Here is a 16312-nt window from a genome sequence, read left to right as displayed (position 1 = left end):
CACAGCACGTTAGGTTCGTTTAATCTAATTGATCCTTATGCAATTTGCCTAAATGACTCTTCGGGAGCCAGAAGTAAAGTAGTAAAAGGTAGGAAATGGCCCATGCTGTGCCTCCTGCCCCTTTCGTAAGCAGCATTTTAGAAAAGTAGGAGGAGGAAATTATGAAGCGAGACACCTTTTTTAGGTTTGCGTCCCCCAGCATTCTCTTAATGACGCTGCTGATGGTGGTTCCGCTCTTTATGGCTATTTGGTTGGGCATGAATTTTATGACCTTTACCAATATCAACGAACCCCAATTTGTCGGCTTACAAAACTATATTGACGTACTAAGCGATTCTCGTTTTTGGCAGTCATTTCGCTTTACAGCACTGTACGCAGCTATCGTTGTCCCAGCAACCATTCTGGTTGGCTTCTCCGTTGCCCTGCTGCTAGATCAAGTCTCAAGTTTTACCAGGGGCATTTATATGTCCATCTTTCTGCTGCCGTTCATCATTGTTCCCATTGTCGGGACGTTGATGTTTAAGCAACTTTTTGAGCCATCGGGACTATTCACTTATCTTTACCAAACCCTTCTGGATACAAAATTTCGCTATACAGAAATAACGGTCAAAACATTGATCATTCTTTACGGCGTTTGGTATGTGGCACCGTTTTCCTTCGTGGTCTACTTTGCCGGACTGCAAACGCTCTCTAAAGACCAGATAGAGGCTGCTTCCATTGATGGCGCCACGCGTTGGCAGAAGATTCGCCATATCGTTATCCCCCATTTGCAATCTCTGACTATCTTGATTTTGTTGTTTTCAATTATGGACACATATCGTGTCTTCGATAGTGTCTTTGTCCTTTCGGAGCTAAATCCAATTTATAAAGCAGATACGGTGATGACGTATACATTCCAGACAGCAATTACGGTGCAGCGGCTGGGCAAAGCAAACGCCATGGCCATTCTAACGGTAGTGGGCATTATGGTTGTGTTAATTCCTAACCTGATTCAGGCCTACAGAGAGCAAATTGAGGAGCGTTAAAAATGGAAAAAGTAAATAATCCAGTCGGTCGTCTGTTCATTCATCTGGCTCTGATTTTGTTCGCCATTTACAGTATTGTGCCCTTTTTCTGGACAACGTTGCAGTCGTTTAAAACGTTAAAAGATGCGAATTCACGCACGCCGCTAATATTTTTTGAGCCAACATGGGAAAATTATACAGACCTGTGGCTGCGTTCGGTTTCTGAAAACGGTGCAACCATTGGCTATTTTATTTTAGCGGCCGTTGTCGTTTTGATCTGTTTGCTGCTGTTTGCCCGCTATATACCAGTTCGCAACAGCATCGTCTACCTCTTTGTGGTGGTCTCTTTTGCTGTGCTGCTCTGGGCGATTCCTCAGTTGGTGGATACGGCTAAATTTTACGACTACTTCATCAATACCATCATTGTGACGGTGGGAACAGTGGTTGTCTCGATCAGCATTGGCTGTTTGGCCGGCTACTCACTGGCGCGATATGCAGGCTACGCCAGCGTGGTGATTCTCATTGCGGCGTTGGCTTTCCGCGCCTTGCCCCGTTTGGCGTTTATTTTGCCATATTACTGGATTGGCACAGCCACGAATCTGCTAGACACGCATATTTTGGTCATCATTACGCTGGTAGCGGTTAATCAGCCGTTTACTATTTGGATGCTTCGCAGCTTCTTCATGGACATTCCTAGAGAGCTTGAAGAGTCGGCCATGGTGGATGGTTGTAATCGTCTCACGGCGTTTACGCGGGTGATTATTCCTATCATGTGGCCGGGTATTATCTCGACGGCGTTGTTTTCTCTCTTGCTGGCCTACAATGAATTTTTGCTGGTGCGGCTGCTGACGCAAACAAATTGGACGCTGCCTGTGGCGATCTCGCGTTTCACGGGTGGTGAAGATCCGCGTCATCTAACGCTGGCGGCAGCTTCGGCCGTTTCCGCCACGATTCCGATTGTGCTGGTCATTTTGTTCTTCCAAAAGAATTTGGTGAAGGGCTTGGCCGCTGGTGCAGTGAAGGGGTAAGCCAGAAAACGATGCTTTCATGAATAACGGCCGTAATGGTTAAATTTGTGGCTCAACTATTAAAAGTGTGCGAATCGGGTAAAATTGGGAATCATGGAATTCCCAATCACCGATTTACTCGACAAAGAAAACTGTACACAATGGATCATTGAACATTTCCATCCCAATGGCTTTGGGTGTCCGGTCTGTCAAGTCGGCGTAGACCAAGCCCGCAAGTTCCGAACGACAAAGCGCAGTCAACTGACCGTTTACCGTTGCCAACAGTGTCAAGCCGCTTACAACTTGTATACGGGAACCGTTTTCCAACAACATCATTTGACTCCAATGCAAGTCTTGTTGCTCGTTCGCGGTGTCCTCAAAGGAGAACCTGCGACAATCTTGTCAGCCGAATTGGGCATCAACTACCCAACGGTTTTGAGGTTGCGTCATGACCTGCAAGCGAACGCGGAACAGCTCCAACCAGAAACCCCGCTCCTGGATGATGAAACTGAAACCGATGAAATGTTTCAGAATGCGGGGGAAAAAAGGGTGTGAGCATTTCGACTCAGCTGACCCGCCCCGTCGTCGCGCCAACAAACGGCGAGGGCGTGGCACGTATGCCAATGACCGACCGCCTGTTGTGGGCACAGTGGGGCGTCAATCTGGACAAGTTCGCTTGCGTGTTGTTAAAGATACAAAAGGTGAGACCCTGGTTGACCACGTGCATCGCTTTACGCTAGCTGGGTCTCAACTGTATACAGACGAATACCAAAGCTACAATCATGTGATTCGCCCACATGCCACCGTCTCTCATGGCGACAAGGAGTGGGCGCGTGATGACGATGGTGACGGGATTCGCGAAGTGCATGTCAACACGGCCGAAGGCATGTGGACGGATGTGCGTAACTTTTTAAGGATGTTCAAAGGTGTGCATAAGAAAAACTTGAGCGGTTACATTGCGATATGTGAATTCAGGCGGAATGTGAAGCGTATCTCACCGGATTTCATCTCAGCTTTGGTCACTCTGCACACTTTCGACCCATGAGCCAAATTTGTTAGGAGGTGATGCCTGCATACCAAAGACAGATAGGTTTAAGTAAGATTCGATAACTGTAAACATTTTAAGGAGAACTCTGCAATGAAAATCAAACCCTTTTTTATCGTAATTGTTGCTTTAGTTGGCCTTCTTGTCTTGGTGGGAATGCAATCCAATGTGGCCGCAAGTGAAGCCATGGCTGATCAGGCAGTAGAGCAAGCACGTGTTCCTGATCTAGAACCTCCCGCCATTCAATCTTTGCGACAGCTTTCAATTGATGGCTTGCGGGGACGGACGTTCCGTTCATCTATAACCATTGAAGAACAACTTGGAGACGATACAGGCTCGTCAGAATACTCTCAATTTTTTGGTGCCCCGTATTACAACACCTACATGGCCTCATATCGGTCAGATGGTTTAAATGTGTATTCCCGCGTAGATATTCCTCCCACAGAAATGCCAGAAGATGGTTATCCCGTCATCGTTTTTGCGCACGGCTGGGTAGGAGCAAATGGCGCACCAGGTTATACATTTAACTACGGTGCCAATTCCTACTATGGCGACATGCTGGATGCCTATGTAAAAGCCGGTTATGTTTTGCTCATGCCTGGCTTCCGTGGGCACGGTACGGTTAATGGTGTCCCTGCTGACGGCATTGAGTACATGCACGCCTATGACAATGGCAGCTATCTCTCGACAATGTTTTACGCCATTGATATTCTCAATTTGCTAGGCGGGGTTGATTCGCTTAATCATACAGATTGGGCAGCCTGGGGTGCCGGAGACGTGCAGATTGACACCAGTCGCATTTACCTGACGGCTCATTCGCAGGGTGGTGATGCAGCGTTTACAGCATTTACTGTATCCAGCAGCCCGAAATTAGATAACCACTTTGCAGCAGCCTCACTGTGGGCAAGCAGCATTGAGGGACGCATCGAGCAAGGTGCTTTCCTAGGACCACAGGAATGGAGTGCCGATGCCTGGACAGACCCAGCTTACTTCCCGCACATGCCGTCGTGGTGGGATCCCGCCTGGTCTACGGCCACTATCGAGGATGGCCTTGCCAATCGCAAAAACACGATGTACGACACCGTGAATACGTACGTGGCTGATCAAGGGGATGCTGATCCGGATACAAATTCTCTGGTGGAGATCATGGCCACGCTGGATGCAGCCAAGCACACCCAGTACATCACTGCACCACTTGATCTCCATTACTCGGATATGGATCATTACTCAATTCCTGAATGGAATGAAGGGATTATGCGGAAACTGCGCATGATGGGCGGTTCTGGGAATACGTATCTATATGCCGGAAATTCGCATGAGTTTAGGGTGATTGATGGCTGGTCGCCCGCAGGCTCGATACCTGGCCGTGACATGGCCATTGAGCGAACAATTGCTCTTTTCGATGCCACTCAATAATCGTTCAGAGTAGTAATTAATCTTTTGAGTTAGGCGGGGCAACAAACAGACCTAGATGTTGTTTGGTTGTCTCGCCTAATTGCGGCTCATTTATCATCAAGATACTTTTTGTGGTTAACATAAACAGTCGCATAAACAAATGGAACCGAAAATCTCAGAAATGCATATTCAACAAAATAAAAGAAACGTGTGGGATTTTTGGCAAAAATTGAACCACGTCGAACCCGATAATGGGCAAACGTTGTTAAAGTCGCTGTGCATAGCGATGTTAGAACGGCCCTCACCCCATCAATAACTTGCAAGGTGTAGATGCCCTTATTACGGAATTTTGGCAGCCGCTGCGGCACGCATTCCCCGATCTGAAACGCAAGGCACACATCTTTTTAGGTGGCGTAACGGGCGAAGAAGCGTGGGTGTCTGGGCACGGCTATCTCACCGGTACCTTCGTGAGGGTAATTATATCGCCCAAAACTGGGTACCCATTGACATGATTGAGCTCTGCTTGCAAATGGGTGTCGATCTGTTCGACAGGCTGAAACGTCAGATTGAAATGCGAAAACGGGTTATTCATTGGTTTGACCCGCCTGAAATTTGAGGAAAAAGCTCTTATGGCAGCAGATAAAAACAAGCAGCTTGTTGACGATATGTACAAGGGCTTGAATGAAAATGTATTGGGGCTAATGCACCGTTACTGGAAAGAAGAGATGGTTTGGGAAGGGCCAGCGGGCATTGGGACGATGAACGGAATTGATGAGTTTGAGCACGTTTACCGGGAACCCTTTATCAAGGCATTCCCTGACAAACATGCCACAGACATTGTTCGCATTGCGGAAGGGGATTGGGTGGCCGCGACCGGGTATCAAGACACAACTTTTGCTGAGGATTGGCTGGGCATCAAAGCCAGTGGCCAAAAGATTCGGATGCGCTACATGGATTTTTGGCGCGTGGACGTGGATGAAGAAACCGGTGAGCGAAAATTAGCGAAAAATCTAGTTTTGATTGACATCTTGGGTGTTCTTGAGCAATGTGGTTACGACATCGGTAAAGTTTTGCGCTTCATAGGCTCCAAACCACCGGAATTCTTTGACCAGATTGAGGAATGAGGGTCGGTTTAATGTCAGCAGAAGCAAACAAGAAAATTGTTGACGCCATGTACGAGAGCATGAACCTGAACCAGGTTGGCGCGATGAAAAAGCATTGGACGCGCAATATGGTTTGGGATGGCCCGGCCGGAATTGGCAAGAAGCATGGGGTAGAACAGTTTGAGGTGGAGGTAAGACGGCCGTTTATCCACGCTTTTCCCGATAAAGTGGGCAAAGACATCGCGCGCCTTTCTGAGGGGGACTGGGTCGCTGGCACAGGATTTCAAGACACAACTTTTGCAAACGACTGGTTAGGTATTCCAGCAACGGATGAGCATGTGCGCGTTCGCTACATGGATTTCTGGCGCATCGAAGAAGAGGACGGCGAACGTAAATTGGCAGAAAATCTCGTCCTGATTGACATCCTCGGCGTGTTGGAGCAGGCCGGATACGACGTGAAAAAAGTGTTGCAGTTTGTGGGGTCAAAACCCCCTGAGTTTTTTGAAACTATTGAATAAATTGAGATGATAGACATTCACCAACAAAACAAGCAGCTAATTGGACAATTAAGAGCCGCCCTTTACGATATTGACAAAGGACAGCTAAAAAAACAGCTTAACGCGGTCTTTGCACCGGATTGTGAGATTCATCTGGCGTTTCCGTTTGAAGATTTGGCTGGGCCGGATGGGTTGTATGATGTGTATCGGGGGTTGTTAACGGCCGTTCCCGACCTCGAACGCCGCGACTTCATCTTCATGGCAGGGGAGGCGAACGGGGACAACTGGGTTGGCTGCGGCGGGCATTATGTGGGTCTGTTTGAGAATCATTGGCTCGACATTCCCCCCACCCAACACCTCATATTCATGCGCTACCACGAGTTTTTCCGCATCGAAGAGAACAAGATAGTGGAAATGCAAGCCCTTTGGGACATTCCCCAACTGATGATGCAGGCTAACGCCTGGCCGATGACCCCCAGCCTCGGCGTAGAGTGCGTCGTGCCCGGCCCTGCCATGCAAGACGGCATCATCACCGCCCCTTACGACAAAGCAAAGGCAGACGCCAGCGTGAAGCTGGTGCTGGATATGGTGTCGGGGCTGAAAAACTCACCGCAAGGGGCAGAAGCGATGGAGTTGGATCGCTTCTGGCATCCAAAAATGAACTGGTACGGTCCCGCCGGAATTGGCTCCACCCGTCGCTTATCCGGCTTCCGCAGCTGGCATCAAATCCCGTTCTTGAAAGCAATGCCCGATCGCACCATTATTTTGGACAAAGGCGTTTTCTTTGGCGATGGCGATTACGTCGGCTTCACCGCCTGGCCTGTGATGTGGATGACCGTCAGCGGCGATGGCTGGCTGGGAATTGCCCCTGCCAACCAAAAAATAACGATGCGCAGTCTTGATTTTTGGCGGCACGAAAACGGCCGCTTGCGAGAAAATTGGGTATTAGTCGATATCCTGGACGTTTATAACCAGCTTGACGTTGACGTATTTTCTCGAATGAAGGAATTGACCGTTGCTCGGCAGCCAATTTAACCATTCAGTTTTCATACTATAAAGGGAGCATAAAAAGATCATGAAGACCTTTAAATTTCAAGCCAGAACCAAACTTCTTGCTGGCCCAGATTCAGTGCAGCAGCTTGGCACAGAAGTCAATGCTTTAGGTGTCAACCATGTGTTGGTCGTGACAGACCAAGGAATTGTAAATGCCGGGTTGCTGGATGCGGTGTTACGGCCGTTGCACAAGGCCAACATCACCACAACCATCTTTGATCAAGTCGAACCCAACCCAACGGATGAGACCGCACTGGTTGGCGGCAGCCGTGCCCAAGAGCAAGGCGCACAAGCCATTGTTGCCCTGGGTGGCGGCAGTCCCATTGATGCCGCCAAAGCAATCGCCGTCATGGCAACCAATGACGGTCCATTTGTGGACTATTGTGGTGCTGGGGGCGATCCGTGGCCCAATACGCCATTACCCATCATTGCCATACCCACAACCGCTGGAACAGGTGCCGAGGTCAGTGCCGCCGGCATGATCAACCTGCCAAAACAAGGGCGAAAAGTAGACATCTTTGGTGCGTCCATTTTGCCCAAGGTTGCCATTGCCGATGCCAATCTGACGGTCACGCTGCCACCCCATTTGACCGCGTGGACAGGCGTTGATGCCTTAAGCCACGCAGTCGAAGCCTATCTCTGCCTGGGCGCAAATCCCGTTTCAGATGCCATAGCAGAAGGGGCGATTAGATTGGTTGCCCAGAATATTCGTCGTGTATTTTTAGATGGCAGCGACATAGAAGCGCGACACAATATGCTGGTTGCCAGTGCCATGGCCGTCATTGCCGCCTCAGGCGCAGCTGGGCTGGGTGTGATCCACTCATTGGCACAAACGCTTGGTGGCTTCTACGACCTGCCTCACGGACTCACCATTGCCGTCTGCTTTGCGGATGGACTGGCTTACAATCTACCTACCAAGCCAGAAAAGCTCGCCGCAATCGCTCATTTGCTGGGGGTAGATACTAGCAAAATGACAATGGAAGAAGCCGCAAAATCTGTGATTCCAGCAATCCGTCAGCTCAATGCAGATCTAAACATTACCGATACGTATGCCAGTATGAATGTCCAGCGTGACGATATACCCAAGTTAGCGGAGTATGCCTTGCTGGATGGGTGTACACCAACCAATCCCCGCCCCTTGACACACGAAGCATTTGTCATGTTATTTGAAGGCGGTTTTCATTAATTTGGTGAGGCATATGAGCAAATATCAAACTACAAAAAAAATTGTACGTGATTATTTTGAAGCGATGGAAAGTGCTTCCCCTGAAACCGTTGGTGATGTGTTAGCTTCCTTCACTAGCGAAAACTACTATTGGCGGGGCGTATACCCCTTTCGGGAACTGCACGGAGCCGAAGCAGTCGCTAAAACCTTCTGGACACCCCTCATGCAATCGTTATCCCGAATGCAGCGTCGCCAGGACATTTTCATTGGCGGAACCAATGAAATTAGCGGCGAGCAGTGGGTGATGAGCATGGGCAACTTCATGGGGCTATTTGATGCCGACTGGTTAGGTATTCCCCGCACTCGCAAAATCGCCAACCTGCGCTATGCCGAGTTTAACTGCGTAGAAAACGGCAAGATCAGCCAAACGGGTATATTTATTGACATAATCAGCCTGATGGTTCAGGCAGGTGTGTACCCCTTACCACCCTCAACGGGCGTTTACTACAACTACCCCGGCCCGCGCACCCATGACGGCCTGCTTTACGAAGACGCGCCAGAGGGAGAGGGCGTTGTTACCCTGGCACTCGTCAACGAAATGATTCAAGATTTGAGCGATTTAAACGAGAGCGGTTCAATGGGCTGCCCGCCAGAAATTTTGGAGCGCACCTGGCACGACGACATGATCTGGTATGGGCCAGCAGGGATTGGCGCGACCTATACCATCCCACGCTATCAGGAGCAGCATCAGCTACCCTTCCGCCGCAATTTGGCCGACAAGAAGTTTCACGGCCACGTCTGCCGCTTCGCCGAGGGCAATTTTGCCTGCTTTTTTGGCTGGCCCAACTTGTCTAACCGACCGCTGGGTGGCTTTATGGGCCTGCCCCAAAGCGACGTACAGGCTGAGATGCAGGTGGTGGATGTGTATAGGCGCGATGGAGACAAGCTGGCTGAAAATTGGGTGTTTATTGACATTCTTCATTGGCTCAGGCAGCAAGGGCTGGATGTGCTTGGCCGTTCACAGAGAATAACGAACTCAACGTTGTAATCGTGCATCATGCACACCAAAGCCCTGCCTTACATTTTGCTGCTCAGTCTGTTTTGGGGAACCAATGTGGTTGCCAGCCGCTTTGGCATTGGCGAATTTGATCCGTATCTTTTCATCACCCTCCGCTTGGCAATAGCTACCCTGTTTTTTGTACCTATCTTGCTGTTAAATCAGGGCAAGCTGCCAGCAAATCGGGAATTATGGCAAAAAGCGGCCGTTAGCGGTGTGTTGGGGGTTGCCATTCCCATCCCCACCTTTATTTTGTCATTGCAGTATCAATCAAGCGGTGTTGCCAGCATCTATGTGACCACCCTGCCCGTGATGATTGTCGTTGCCGCTCACTTTCTGCTACCTGATGATCCCATGACGCGCTACAAAGCCTTGGGCGTTGCGTTGGCTCTGTGCGGCGCACTCTTTTTGGCATTGCGCGGCGAAAGCGGTCTAGCCGATATGGGGCGTGCCAGTCCGTTGGGCTTTCTGTTGGTCATGGTGGGTTTGATTTCAGAGGTATTCAATACGATATTTGTTCGCCGCCAAATGAGAGAGCTAGACCCGATGCAGGTAACGGCCGTTCGGCTTCTGGTCGCTGCCATTATCGTTTTGGGTATCACATTGCTGGTGGGTGATTTTTCGCTAGCAAAGGTGACGCCAAATGGGTACTTTTCGTTGGCTTATGCCGCGCTCATTGGGGCGTTAGGCGGTCAATTTATGGCCTTCTATGTCCAGCGACGATTTGGTGCCACCGCCTTTTCCCTCACTTCCTTCATGGTGCCAGTTATTGCCACGGCCTTTGGCGCACTTTTGCTTGGCGAAATTGTAACGTGGGCAATGGGCATTGGCGTTTTGTTCATTGGCAGTGGCTTGTATCTAATCAATATGCGAAACCATGCTCACTGAACACACCTGTTAATAGTGTCCCTAGTCTCTTTTTTAGCCTTGACAAGAAATCGTTTTCCGATTATATTTTTGGTGGATCGGAAAACGATTTCCTATTTTCTTTTGGAAGAGGAAAATTTGAATGGCCGTAACAATTCAAGACATTGCCAATCATCTCAACTTAGCACCCTCCACTGTCTCTAAAGCATTAAACGACTACCCTCACATCGCACCAAATACACGAAACCGGGTATTGACGGCCGCACGAGAGTTGGATTACGTACCCAGTGCCGCTGCCCGCAATTTGCGTCGCCGTCGTACAGACAAGATCGGGTTTTCCTTTAGCTTTCCGTTCTCTGTGATGAGTGATTATGTTTCCGGCCTCATTGCCGGTGCGGTGACTGCGGCTGAAGAACAAGGCTACAATTTAACCTTGTATCCCCTACTGGATAACCAGGTAAGGCAATTGACCCAAATTTGTCGCGCCCGTGAAGTGGATGGCCTGCTGCTGCTGGGTCGGCCGCAAATGGCGGAAACGACTTTGCCTTTGCTAAAACAGGAGGGCATTCCTTTTGTTTTAGTTGGGCGCTGGGCAGAAGACCAAGACATCTCTTTTGTTAAGCCAGATGATCCTAACGGAGCTGTGGCCGTAACCAGACATTTGATTGAGTTAGGCCATAGGCGCATTGGCTTTACCACACGGCCGTCTATGGGCATCACCAGTCGTGACCGCTTTGCCGGTTATAAACAAGCACTTGAGGAAGCCAACATCCCCTTTGATAAAACTTTGGTTGTAGAAACCAATTTTGAACCAGAAAGCAGCTACCTAGCCATGAATCAACTGCTTGAATTAGACGATCCGCCAACGGCCGTATTCGCCATTCATGACTTGGTGGCAGTAGACTGCTTACGAGCCGCACTGGATCGTGGCTTACGCGTTCCCCAAGACATCGCCATTGCCGGATTTGACGACTGGCGCATCTCCCTCACAACACAGCCGCCGTTGACAACCGTTCAGGCTCCTCTGGAAAAGATGGGAGCGCGCGCAACGGATATTTTGCTAACCCAAATATCTAATCCCAACCGCCTGCCTGAACGCCTGATTTTGCCCGTTGAACTTATTGTGCGTCAGTCCACAAAAAGTTAAGCGACAGTAACAATTAGATGTAGCTAAAGCAAATTCTTGCACCGAATGACAAGATAATAGCAAAAGAGCCATTCTGCACCCTGGAAAAGTAGAGAATGGCTCATAAGTAGCAAAGGGTAGCGTTTACTACCGCTTGGCCGTTTCCAGTATAGCCCAAACAAGCCAAGAAGGATAGTTCATGCCGCCCGACAATTAGCTGAGGAGGTGATGTGACGATCCACTACGTGAAGCACGTTCCTGCAAAATTAGTTCCCAGAATATAGGAGAAGATTTATCATGAAAAACACACGCATGTTTAGCCTCATTTTACTGTTAATGGCCGCGTTACTGCTCGTCTCCTGCGGAGGCTCTACCGATGAAGGCAATGAGACAATAACAAATGATTCTTCAGCCAATACGACTTCTGATGCCGAAGTCGCTGACGATGGAGAAGCAACAGAAACTGATGATGAAGAAATGGCCGAAGAAGCAGCCACTGATCCAACTGCCTGTAACGTTACTGCTCCTGCAGAGGATACCGAAATCAATATGATTGGCTGGTCATTCCCCATCACCGACTTCTATGCTGAAGAGCTGGAGAAATGCAACACGGTTGATAATCTCACAGTTAACACCAACCTGCTGGCCGGAGCCGATGCCCAAGAGCAAGTTCGCTTGGCGCTGTCTGGCGGAGGTGATTCGCCTTTCGATATTGTCCACGGGGCAAATGGACAGGTAGCTGAATGGGGCGGCCCAGGCTGGCTGATGCCACTCAACGATTTGGTTGACAAATATTGGGATGAATACAATCTCGGTGATATTCCCCAAACTGTCTGGGAAGGGGCAACGATAGATGGCAATATTGTTGGCATTCCGATGGTGGGCAACACCCTGCACTTTATCTACCGTCAGGATGTTTTTGATGAGTTGGGTCTGGAAATACCAGACACGTACGACGATGTCATCGACATCTGCAATACCATTGGCCTGGATAATCCCGATTGGGACATGCCGTTTGCCATCGATTTGTCACGTTCCAGAGGCTGGGAGCTTGAGTTCTTCATGCTGCTTCGTGCTTACGGTGGTGATTACCTGGATGATAACAATATGCCAATCTTCAACGGTGAAGAAGGTATTTTGGCAATTGAAAAAGTTGTTGAGGTGGCTAATGCTTGTTTAGGTGAAGATGGCCTCTCTTTTAGTCTCAATGATCAGGAGGTTGCTATGCAGCTAGGTACCTTACCGTCTACAAAAATGTGGGCAAGCCGCGCTGCCAACATGAGCGACCCAGAACGAACGGATCTAATGGATGTGATTGCCTACGCACCTGCTCCTCGGGTAGTTGAAGGTGGCCCACGGGCAGGATCAGCCTGGAATGATTACTTTATGATTCCGGCTGCCACAACAAACGACCCCGACCTGATCTTCCGCATCATTATGGAAGCGGCTGATGAAGTCTCGCAACAGGAGGCATCCACACTCGGTATGGCAACGCGCACATCTGCGGCTGAATATGGTGGCCCCTATTTGCCGGCCGCAAATCAAACCATTGCGGAAGGCGTTGGTAACTACCAGATAAACCCGGCTGTAAACATCGCTATTACTAAACTTGAGGAGTTCTTGCCGCTCGTGGGTAGTGGTGATATGACTGCTCAAGAAGCACTGGATGCAGCGGCCGAAGCATACATCGAAGAAGCTACGGCCCAAGGCTTCATCGACGGCTAACACAATTAGGCACAAAATCGGTTAACAGATGAGGAGAAAGCATCCTCAGATGCGTTTCTGGTAAGTTAAGCCATTGGCTTACTTCGGCTTCACTCAGCATAAGTTTGAGAGTGCTCACTCCTCATCTTTTATTGATATCTGCTTTTATAGCTTGAGCTGGCAGTCCTTATCAGGTTTTAGGTTATGAACCAACACAATAAACAGTTCGTCTGGAATTATTGGCAAGCAATGGAAAACGGAGGTGATGCTCACACTGTTTCCCGCTATTTATATCCTGATGTCATCTGGCACGGCTTCCAGCCGCTGCGCTATTTAACAGGGGCTGCTGAAGTGTGGACGCAGTTTTGGCAGCCGCTGCTTGCCGCCATGCCAGATTTGGTGAGACGGCCGTATCTCTTCATCGGCGGACAGTTTGAGGGAGGCGACTGGGTCTGCGGCACGGGGGATTTCATTGGCACCTTTGCCAACGATTGGCAAGTTGGCAACATCACCATTCCCGCCAGCGGCAGCAGCGTTCACTTTCGTTTTGGCGAATTTTGCAAGGTGGCAGACGGGAAGATTGTTGAAATTCGGCTCATCATTGACCTGATTGATTTGCTGCGCCAGGTTGGCATTCAACTGCTGCCGCCCAACTACGGCCGTGACATTTGGATTCCAGGACCGTTATCAGGTGATGGCCTCTGCTTCACCCAGCAAGACGAATATGAATCGCAAAAAACTTACGCACTCGTGACCGAGATGATTTTTGGCGGCCTGAACAAATACGATGGCAAAAATCAGGCCAGTCAAGAGTTAGAACGCTATTGGCAGCCTCATATGGTCTGGCATGGGCCGGTGGGCATCGGGTCCGCCTACGGGCTGGCCGAGTTTAAAAAGAATGCCCAAGGGCCAATTGTAAGAGCCTTTCCAGATCGCATAGGGGTTGGCCACCAGGCACGCATCGCCGAAGGTCTGTTTGCCGCTTCTACGGGCTGGCCCAGCCTGGGCGGCACCCACCTCAACCTCTACCTGGATTGGCCGCCGACTGGGGAGTACATCGGCTGGAATATCATGGATTTTTGGCGACGCGAGGGGGACAAACTCCAAGAAAATTGGGTTATGATTGACCTGATTGATGCCGCTTTGGCTTCTGGCGTTGATTTATTGAGCCGTTTATCCGTAAAAACTTCCTCGTAAAATTATTTGGCTTGTGCCAAGTGCAACAACAAAAGTGTTGAAACGGCCGTCGCTTGCCTAAATTTTTGATACCAAAAACGTTTTTGGAAACTTTTCTATCCCTTCAGCCAGCTAACAACGTAATTTGAACTGTCATTCCCGCGAAGGCGGGAATCCACAAGATAGGTGCCTGCGAAGGCAGGTATGACAATATGAAAACTATTAGACGACGCAATCGGCTTTTATAGGAAAATGAGTCAAAAATATGGTCGTTACAATTTGGGATATTGCCAAATATCTTGATCTGTCCATCTCCACGGTGTCCCGCGCCCTGAATGGCTATGACGATGTCGCCGAAAAGACGCGCCAGCGTGTTTTTGCGGCGGCGGCTGAACTTGGCTACTATCCCAGTGCCGCCGCCCGCGACCTGCGCCGCCGCAAAACGGATCGCATCGGCTTTTTGTACGGCTACGCCAGTGCCGATATTGGTGAATACGCCTCCCGCATCATCAATGGCGCGGTCAGCGCGGCCGAAAAGGCTGGCTACAACGTTTTGCTCTACCCTCTCACGGGCAATCAAATCCAAAAGTTAAGCCGCATTTGCCAAACCCGCGAAGTAGATGGCCTGCTCTTAATGGGTGGCGCATATCTCGATGAATCAATCAGCCTCTTGCAGCAGAGCCAAATTCCATTTGTTGTGCTGAATCGCCAATTTGAGCAGCCGGATGTTGCCTTTGTTTCGTCAGATCATCACAGTGCAACCGTGATGGCTTTGCACCACCTCATTGAACTGGGGCACACGCGAATTGCCTATATGGGGCAAGCCGCCTTGGAGCAGCTCCACGACGGCCGGGTTGCCAGCTATAAGCAAACGCTGCATGAGGCAAACTTTGAGGTAGATGCCTCTTTGATGGTTTCTGCTGGCACAAATCCGGGTGATGGCTACCAGGTAATGCAAACATTACTTGCCCTGCCTGAACCGCCAACGGCCGTTCTCACCATCCACGATCCCCTGGCCATCGAGTGTCTACAGGCCACCACCGCTGCCGGGTTGCGCGTGCCAGATGACATTGCCATTATGGGATCAGACAACCTGAGGGAAACCCAGGTTACGAAGCCCCCTTTAACCACCATCCACCCCCCATTAGCCGAAGTGGGCCGACAAGCCATGACGGGCTTGTTACAGCAACTTGCAGATCGAAATGCCCCCCTAACCCGCCTCTCCTTGCCTGTCAAATTAGTCGTTCGGCAGTCAACGGTTGGAGCAATGGAGTAGGCAGTTGGTTACTGTCACGAAGTTTTCGCCATATTTTTTTATTGCGTATTCCGTATTAATCGCGCCTTTTACACCGTACAAGCGCAAAATATGCGCCGAAAGCGTAAAAAGTTTGATCACGCAAAGGCACAAAGACGCAAAGTTTTCTTTTTCTTGGCGACTTTGCGTGAAATCTGGATTGTGGCTCTGCCACGTTATGCAATCCGCAATATTAAGGAGTGAAACAAAATGGCTAAGAAAGCAGCAGCTTCCAGCGCAAAAACGGCCGCTGCCAGCAATAGCGAGCCTCATCTTATGCGGCCGTTGGCCGAGCCCCGCGTGATGCCTGCCGATTTTACTATCTCGCTGGGCACCAAGGGCGGCACAGACCAGCAGTTGCTAAATCCCGGTACAGAACGCCGCCAGTCGCTACGCGGCTTTGAAGAGACCTATGTTGACATCATTGATTACATTGTGCGGATCACCCATCGCATCTGGGAAGAAAAGGACATTGGCTACATTTACGACACTTACAGCCATAGTTCCAAAGTGTATGATGATTACGGCTTGCAATACGGCCGTGACAAAATTGTCGCCAATACTGTTCACACCATCAATGCCTTCCCCGACATCCGCCTCTTTGCCGATGAGGTCATTTGGGCGGGGGATGATGAAGTTGGCTTTCACACCTCGCACCGTTTGATTATTGGCGGGCATAACACAGGCTACAGCAATTATGGCCGCCCACAGGACGCCAAGTTCGTACCTGGTGCCTGGCTAACTGCGTTATTCTAGCCAATGAAATCTTTGAAGAGTGGGTCATTTATGACACCGCCAGCCTGATCCAACAGCTCGGTT

The 16312-nt window shown here is 49.8% G+C and carries 16 protein-coding genes; all 16 read left to right on the top strand.

Going from position 1 to position 16312, the window contains the following annotated elements; genetic code table 11:
• Positions 1-161 precede the first annotated feature (161 nt).
• The 16 genes from ACOQPU_RS19605 (at position 162) to ACOQPU_RS19530 (ending at position 16249) form a co-directional block, all read left to right on the top strand.
• The gene (locus ACOQPU_RS19605) at positions 162-1025 is read left to right on the top strand and encodes a carbohydrate ABC transporter permease (RefSeq protein WP_420641528.1); all 864 of its coding nucleotides are present in this window, start codon (positions 162-164) and stop codon (positions 1023-1025) included.
• 2 nt (positions 1026-1027) lie between these two features.
• Complete coding sequence (locus ACOQPU_RS19600) at positions 1028-2032, top strand: carbohydrate ABC transporter permease (protein WP_420641527.1); 1005 nt, start codon at positions 1028-1030, stop codon at positions 2030-2032.
• 93 nt (positions 2033-2125) lie between these two features.
• Positions 2126-2566: a hypothetical protein gene (locus ACOQPU_RS19595; protein ID WP_420641526.1), complete on the top strand. Its 441-nt coding sequence runs from the start codon at positions 2126-2128 to the stop codon at positions 2564-2566.
• Positions 2544-3056 carry a transposase gene (locus tag ACOQPU_RS19590; protein WP_420641525.1) on the top strand — a complete coding sequence of 171 codons (513 nt, stop codon included), beginning with the start codon at positions 2544-2546 and terminating at the stop codon, positions 3054-3056. The genes ACOQPU_RS19595 and ACOQPU_RS19590 overlap by 23 nt, the downstream gene beginning before the upstream one ends.
• 93 nt (positions 3057-3149) lie before the next feature.
• Positions 3150-4472, top strand: coding sequence for an alpha/beta hydrolase family protein (locus ACOQPU_RS19585; RefSeq protein WP_420641524.1), 1323 nt, complete (start codon positions 3150-3152; stop codon positions 4470-4472).
• A 608-nt stretch (positions 4473-5080) separates the two neighbouring features.
• Complete coding sequence (locus tag ACOQPU_RS19580; RefSeq protein WP_420641523.1) at positions 5081-5575, top strand: ester cyclase; 495 nt, start codon at positions 5081-5083, stop codon at positions 5573-5575.
• Between the two features lie 11 nt (positions 5576-5586).
• Positions 5587-6072, top strand: coding sequence for an ester cyclase (locus tag ACOQPU_RS19575; RefSeq protein WP_420641522.1), 486 nt, complete (start codon positions 5587-5589; stop codon positions 6070-6072).
• A gap of 6 nt (positions 6073-6078) precedes the next feature.
• Positions 6079-7086, top strand: a complete 1008-nt coding sequence (locus ACOQPU_RS19570) for an ester cyclase (protein ID WP_420641521.1) — start codon at positions 6079-6081, stop codon at positions 7084-7086.
• 40 nt (positions 7087-7126) lie between these two features.
• Complete coding sequence (locus tag ACOQPU_RS19565; RefSeq protein ID WP_420641520.1) at positions 7127-8290, top strand: iron-containing alcohol dehydrogenase family protein; 1164 nt, start codon at positions 7127-7129, stop codon at positions 8288-8290.
• A 13-nt stretch (positions 8291-8303) separates the two neighbouring features.
• Entirely contained in the window at positions 8304-9317 is a 1014-nt protein-coding gene (locus ACOQPU_RS19560; protein ID WP_420641519.1) for a nuclear transport factor 2 family protein, read from the top strand.
• Positions 9318-9326: 9 nt separating this feature from the next.
• Positions 9327-10214 (top strand): DMT family transporter, encoded by an 888-nt coding sequence (locus tag ACOQPU_RS19555; RefSeq protein ID WP_420641518.1) that lies wholly within the window; start codon positions 9327-9329, stop codon positions 10212-10214.
• A gap of 121 nt (positions 10215-10335) precedes the next feature.
• The gene (locus tag ACOQPU_RS19550; RefSeq protein ID WP_420641517.1) at positions 10336-11340 is read left to right on the top strand and encodes a LacI family DNA-binding transcriptional regulator; all 1005 of its coding nucleotides are present in this window, start codon (positions 10336-10338) and stop codon (positions 11338-11340) included.
• A gap of 276 nt (positions 11341-11616) precedes the next feature.
• A complete protein-coding gene (locus tag ACOQPU_RS19545) occupies positions 11617-13044 on the top strand; it encodes an ABC transporter substrate-binding protein (RefSeq protein WP_420641516.1) in 1428 nt (475 codons plus the stop codon).
• Positions 13045-13227: 183 nt separating this feature from the next.
• On the top strand, positions 13228-14220 hold the full coding sequence (locus ACOQPU_RS19540) for an ester cyclase (protein ID WP_420641515.1): 993 nt from the start codon (positions 13228-13230) through the stop codon (positions 14218-14220).
• 244 nt (positions 14221-14464) lie between these two features.
• Positions 14465-15475: a LacI family DNA-binding transcriptional regulator gene (locus ACOQPU_RS19535; protein ID WP_420641514.1), complete on the top strand. Its 1011-nt coding sequence runs from the start codon at positions 14465-14467 to the stop codon at positions 15473-15475.
• A 228-nt stretch (positions 15476-15703) separates the two neighbouring features.
• On the top strand, positions 15704-16249 hold the full coding sequence (locus ACOQPU_RS19530) for a hypothetical protein (protein WP_420641513.1): 546 nt from the start codon (positions 15704-15706) through the stop codon (positions 16247-16249).
• Positions 16250-16312 lie beyond the last annotated feature (63 nt).

Source organism: Candidatus Leptofilum sp. (genome assembly GCF_965223285.1).
In the GTDB taxonomy this organism is placed as follows: domain Bacteria; phylum Chloroflexota; class Anaerolineae; order Promineifilales; family Promineifilaceae; genus Leptofilum.
Note: the sequence above shows the minus strand (reverse complement) of the source record. Positions and strands in the feature narration are given on the sequence as shown.

Bases quoted from the DNA above. Each gene is read 5' to 3' on its own strand.
- ACOQPU_RS19605 (WP_420641528.1), top strand. From the start codon at position 162: ATGAAGCGAGACACCTTTTTTAGGTTTGCGTCCCCCAGCATTCTCTTA.
- ACOQPU_RS19600 (WP_420641527.1), top strand. From the start codon at position 1,028: ATGGAAAAAGTAAATAATCCAGTCGGTCGTCTGTTCATTCATCTGGCT.
- ACOQPU_RS19595 (WP_420641526.1), top strand. From the start codon at position 2,126: ATGGAATTCCCAATCACCGATTTACTCGACAAAGAAAACTGTACACAA.
- ACOQPU_RS19590 (WP_420641525.1), top strand. From the start codon at position 2,544: ATGCGGGGGAAAAAAGGGTGTGAGCATTTCGACTCAGCTGACCCGCCC.
- ACOQPU_RS19585 (WP_420641524.1), top strand. From the start codon at position 3,150: ATGAAAATCAAACCCTTTTTTATCGTAATTGTTGCTTTAGTTGGCCTT.
- ACOQPU_RS19580 (WP_420641523.1), top strand. From the start codon at position 5,081: ATGGCAGCAGATAAAAACAAGCAGCTTGTTGACGATATGTACAAGGGC.
- ACOQPU_RS19575 (WP_420641522.1), top strand. From the start codon at position 5,587: ATGTCAGCAGAAGCAAACAAGAAAATTGTTGACGCCATGTACGAGAGC.
- ACOQPU_RS19570 (WP_420641521.1), top strand. From the start codon at position 6,079: ATGATAGACATTCACCAACAAAACAAGCAGCTAATTGGACAATTAAGA.
- ACOQPU_RS19565 (WP_420641520.1), top strand. From the start codon at position 7,127: ATGAAGACCTTTAAATTTCAAGCCAGAACCAAACTTCTTGCTGGCCCA.
- ACOQPU_RS19560 (WP_420641519.1), top strand. From the start codon at position 8,304: ATGAGCAAATATCAAACTACAAAAAAAATTGTACGTGATTATTTTGAA.
- ACOQPU_RS19555 (WP_420641518.1), top strand. From the start codon at position 9,327: ATGCACACCAAAGCCCTGCCTTACATTTTGCTGCTCAGTCTGTTTTGG.
- ACOQPU_RS19550 (WP_420641517.1), top strand. From the start codon at position 10,336: ATGGCCGTAACAATTCAAGACATTGCCAATCATCTCAACTTAGCACCC.
- ACOQPU_RS19545 (WP_420641516.1), top strand. From the start codon at position 11,617: ATGAAAAACACACGCATGTTTAGCCTCATTTTACTGTTAATGGCCGCG.
- ACOQPU_RS19540 (WP_420641515.1), top strand. From the start codon at position 13,228: ATGAACCAACACAATAAACAGTTCGTCTGGAATTATTGGCAAGCAATG.
- ACOQPU_RS19535 (WP_420641514.1), top strand. From the start codon at position 14,465: ATGGTCGTTACAATTTGGGATATTGCCAAATATCTTGATCTGTCCATC.
- ACOQPU_RS19530 (WP_420641513.1), top strand. From the start codon at position 15,704: ATGGCTAAGAAAGCAGCAGCTTCCAGCGCAAAAACGGCCGCTGCCAGC.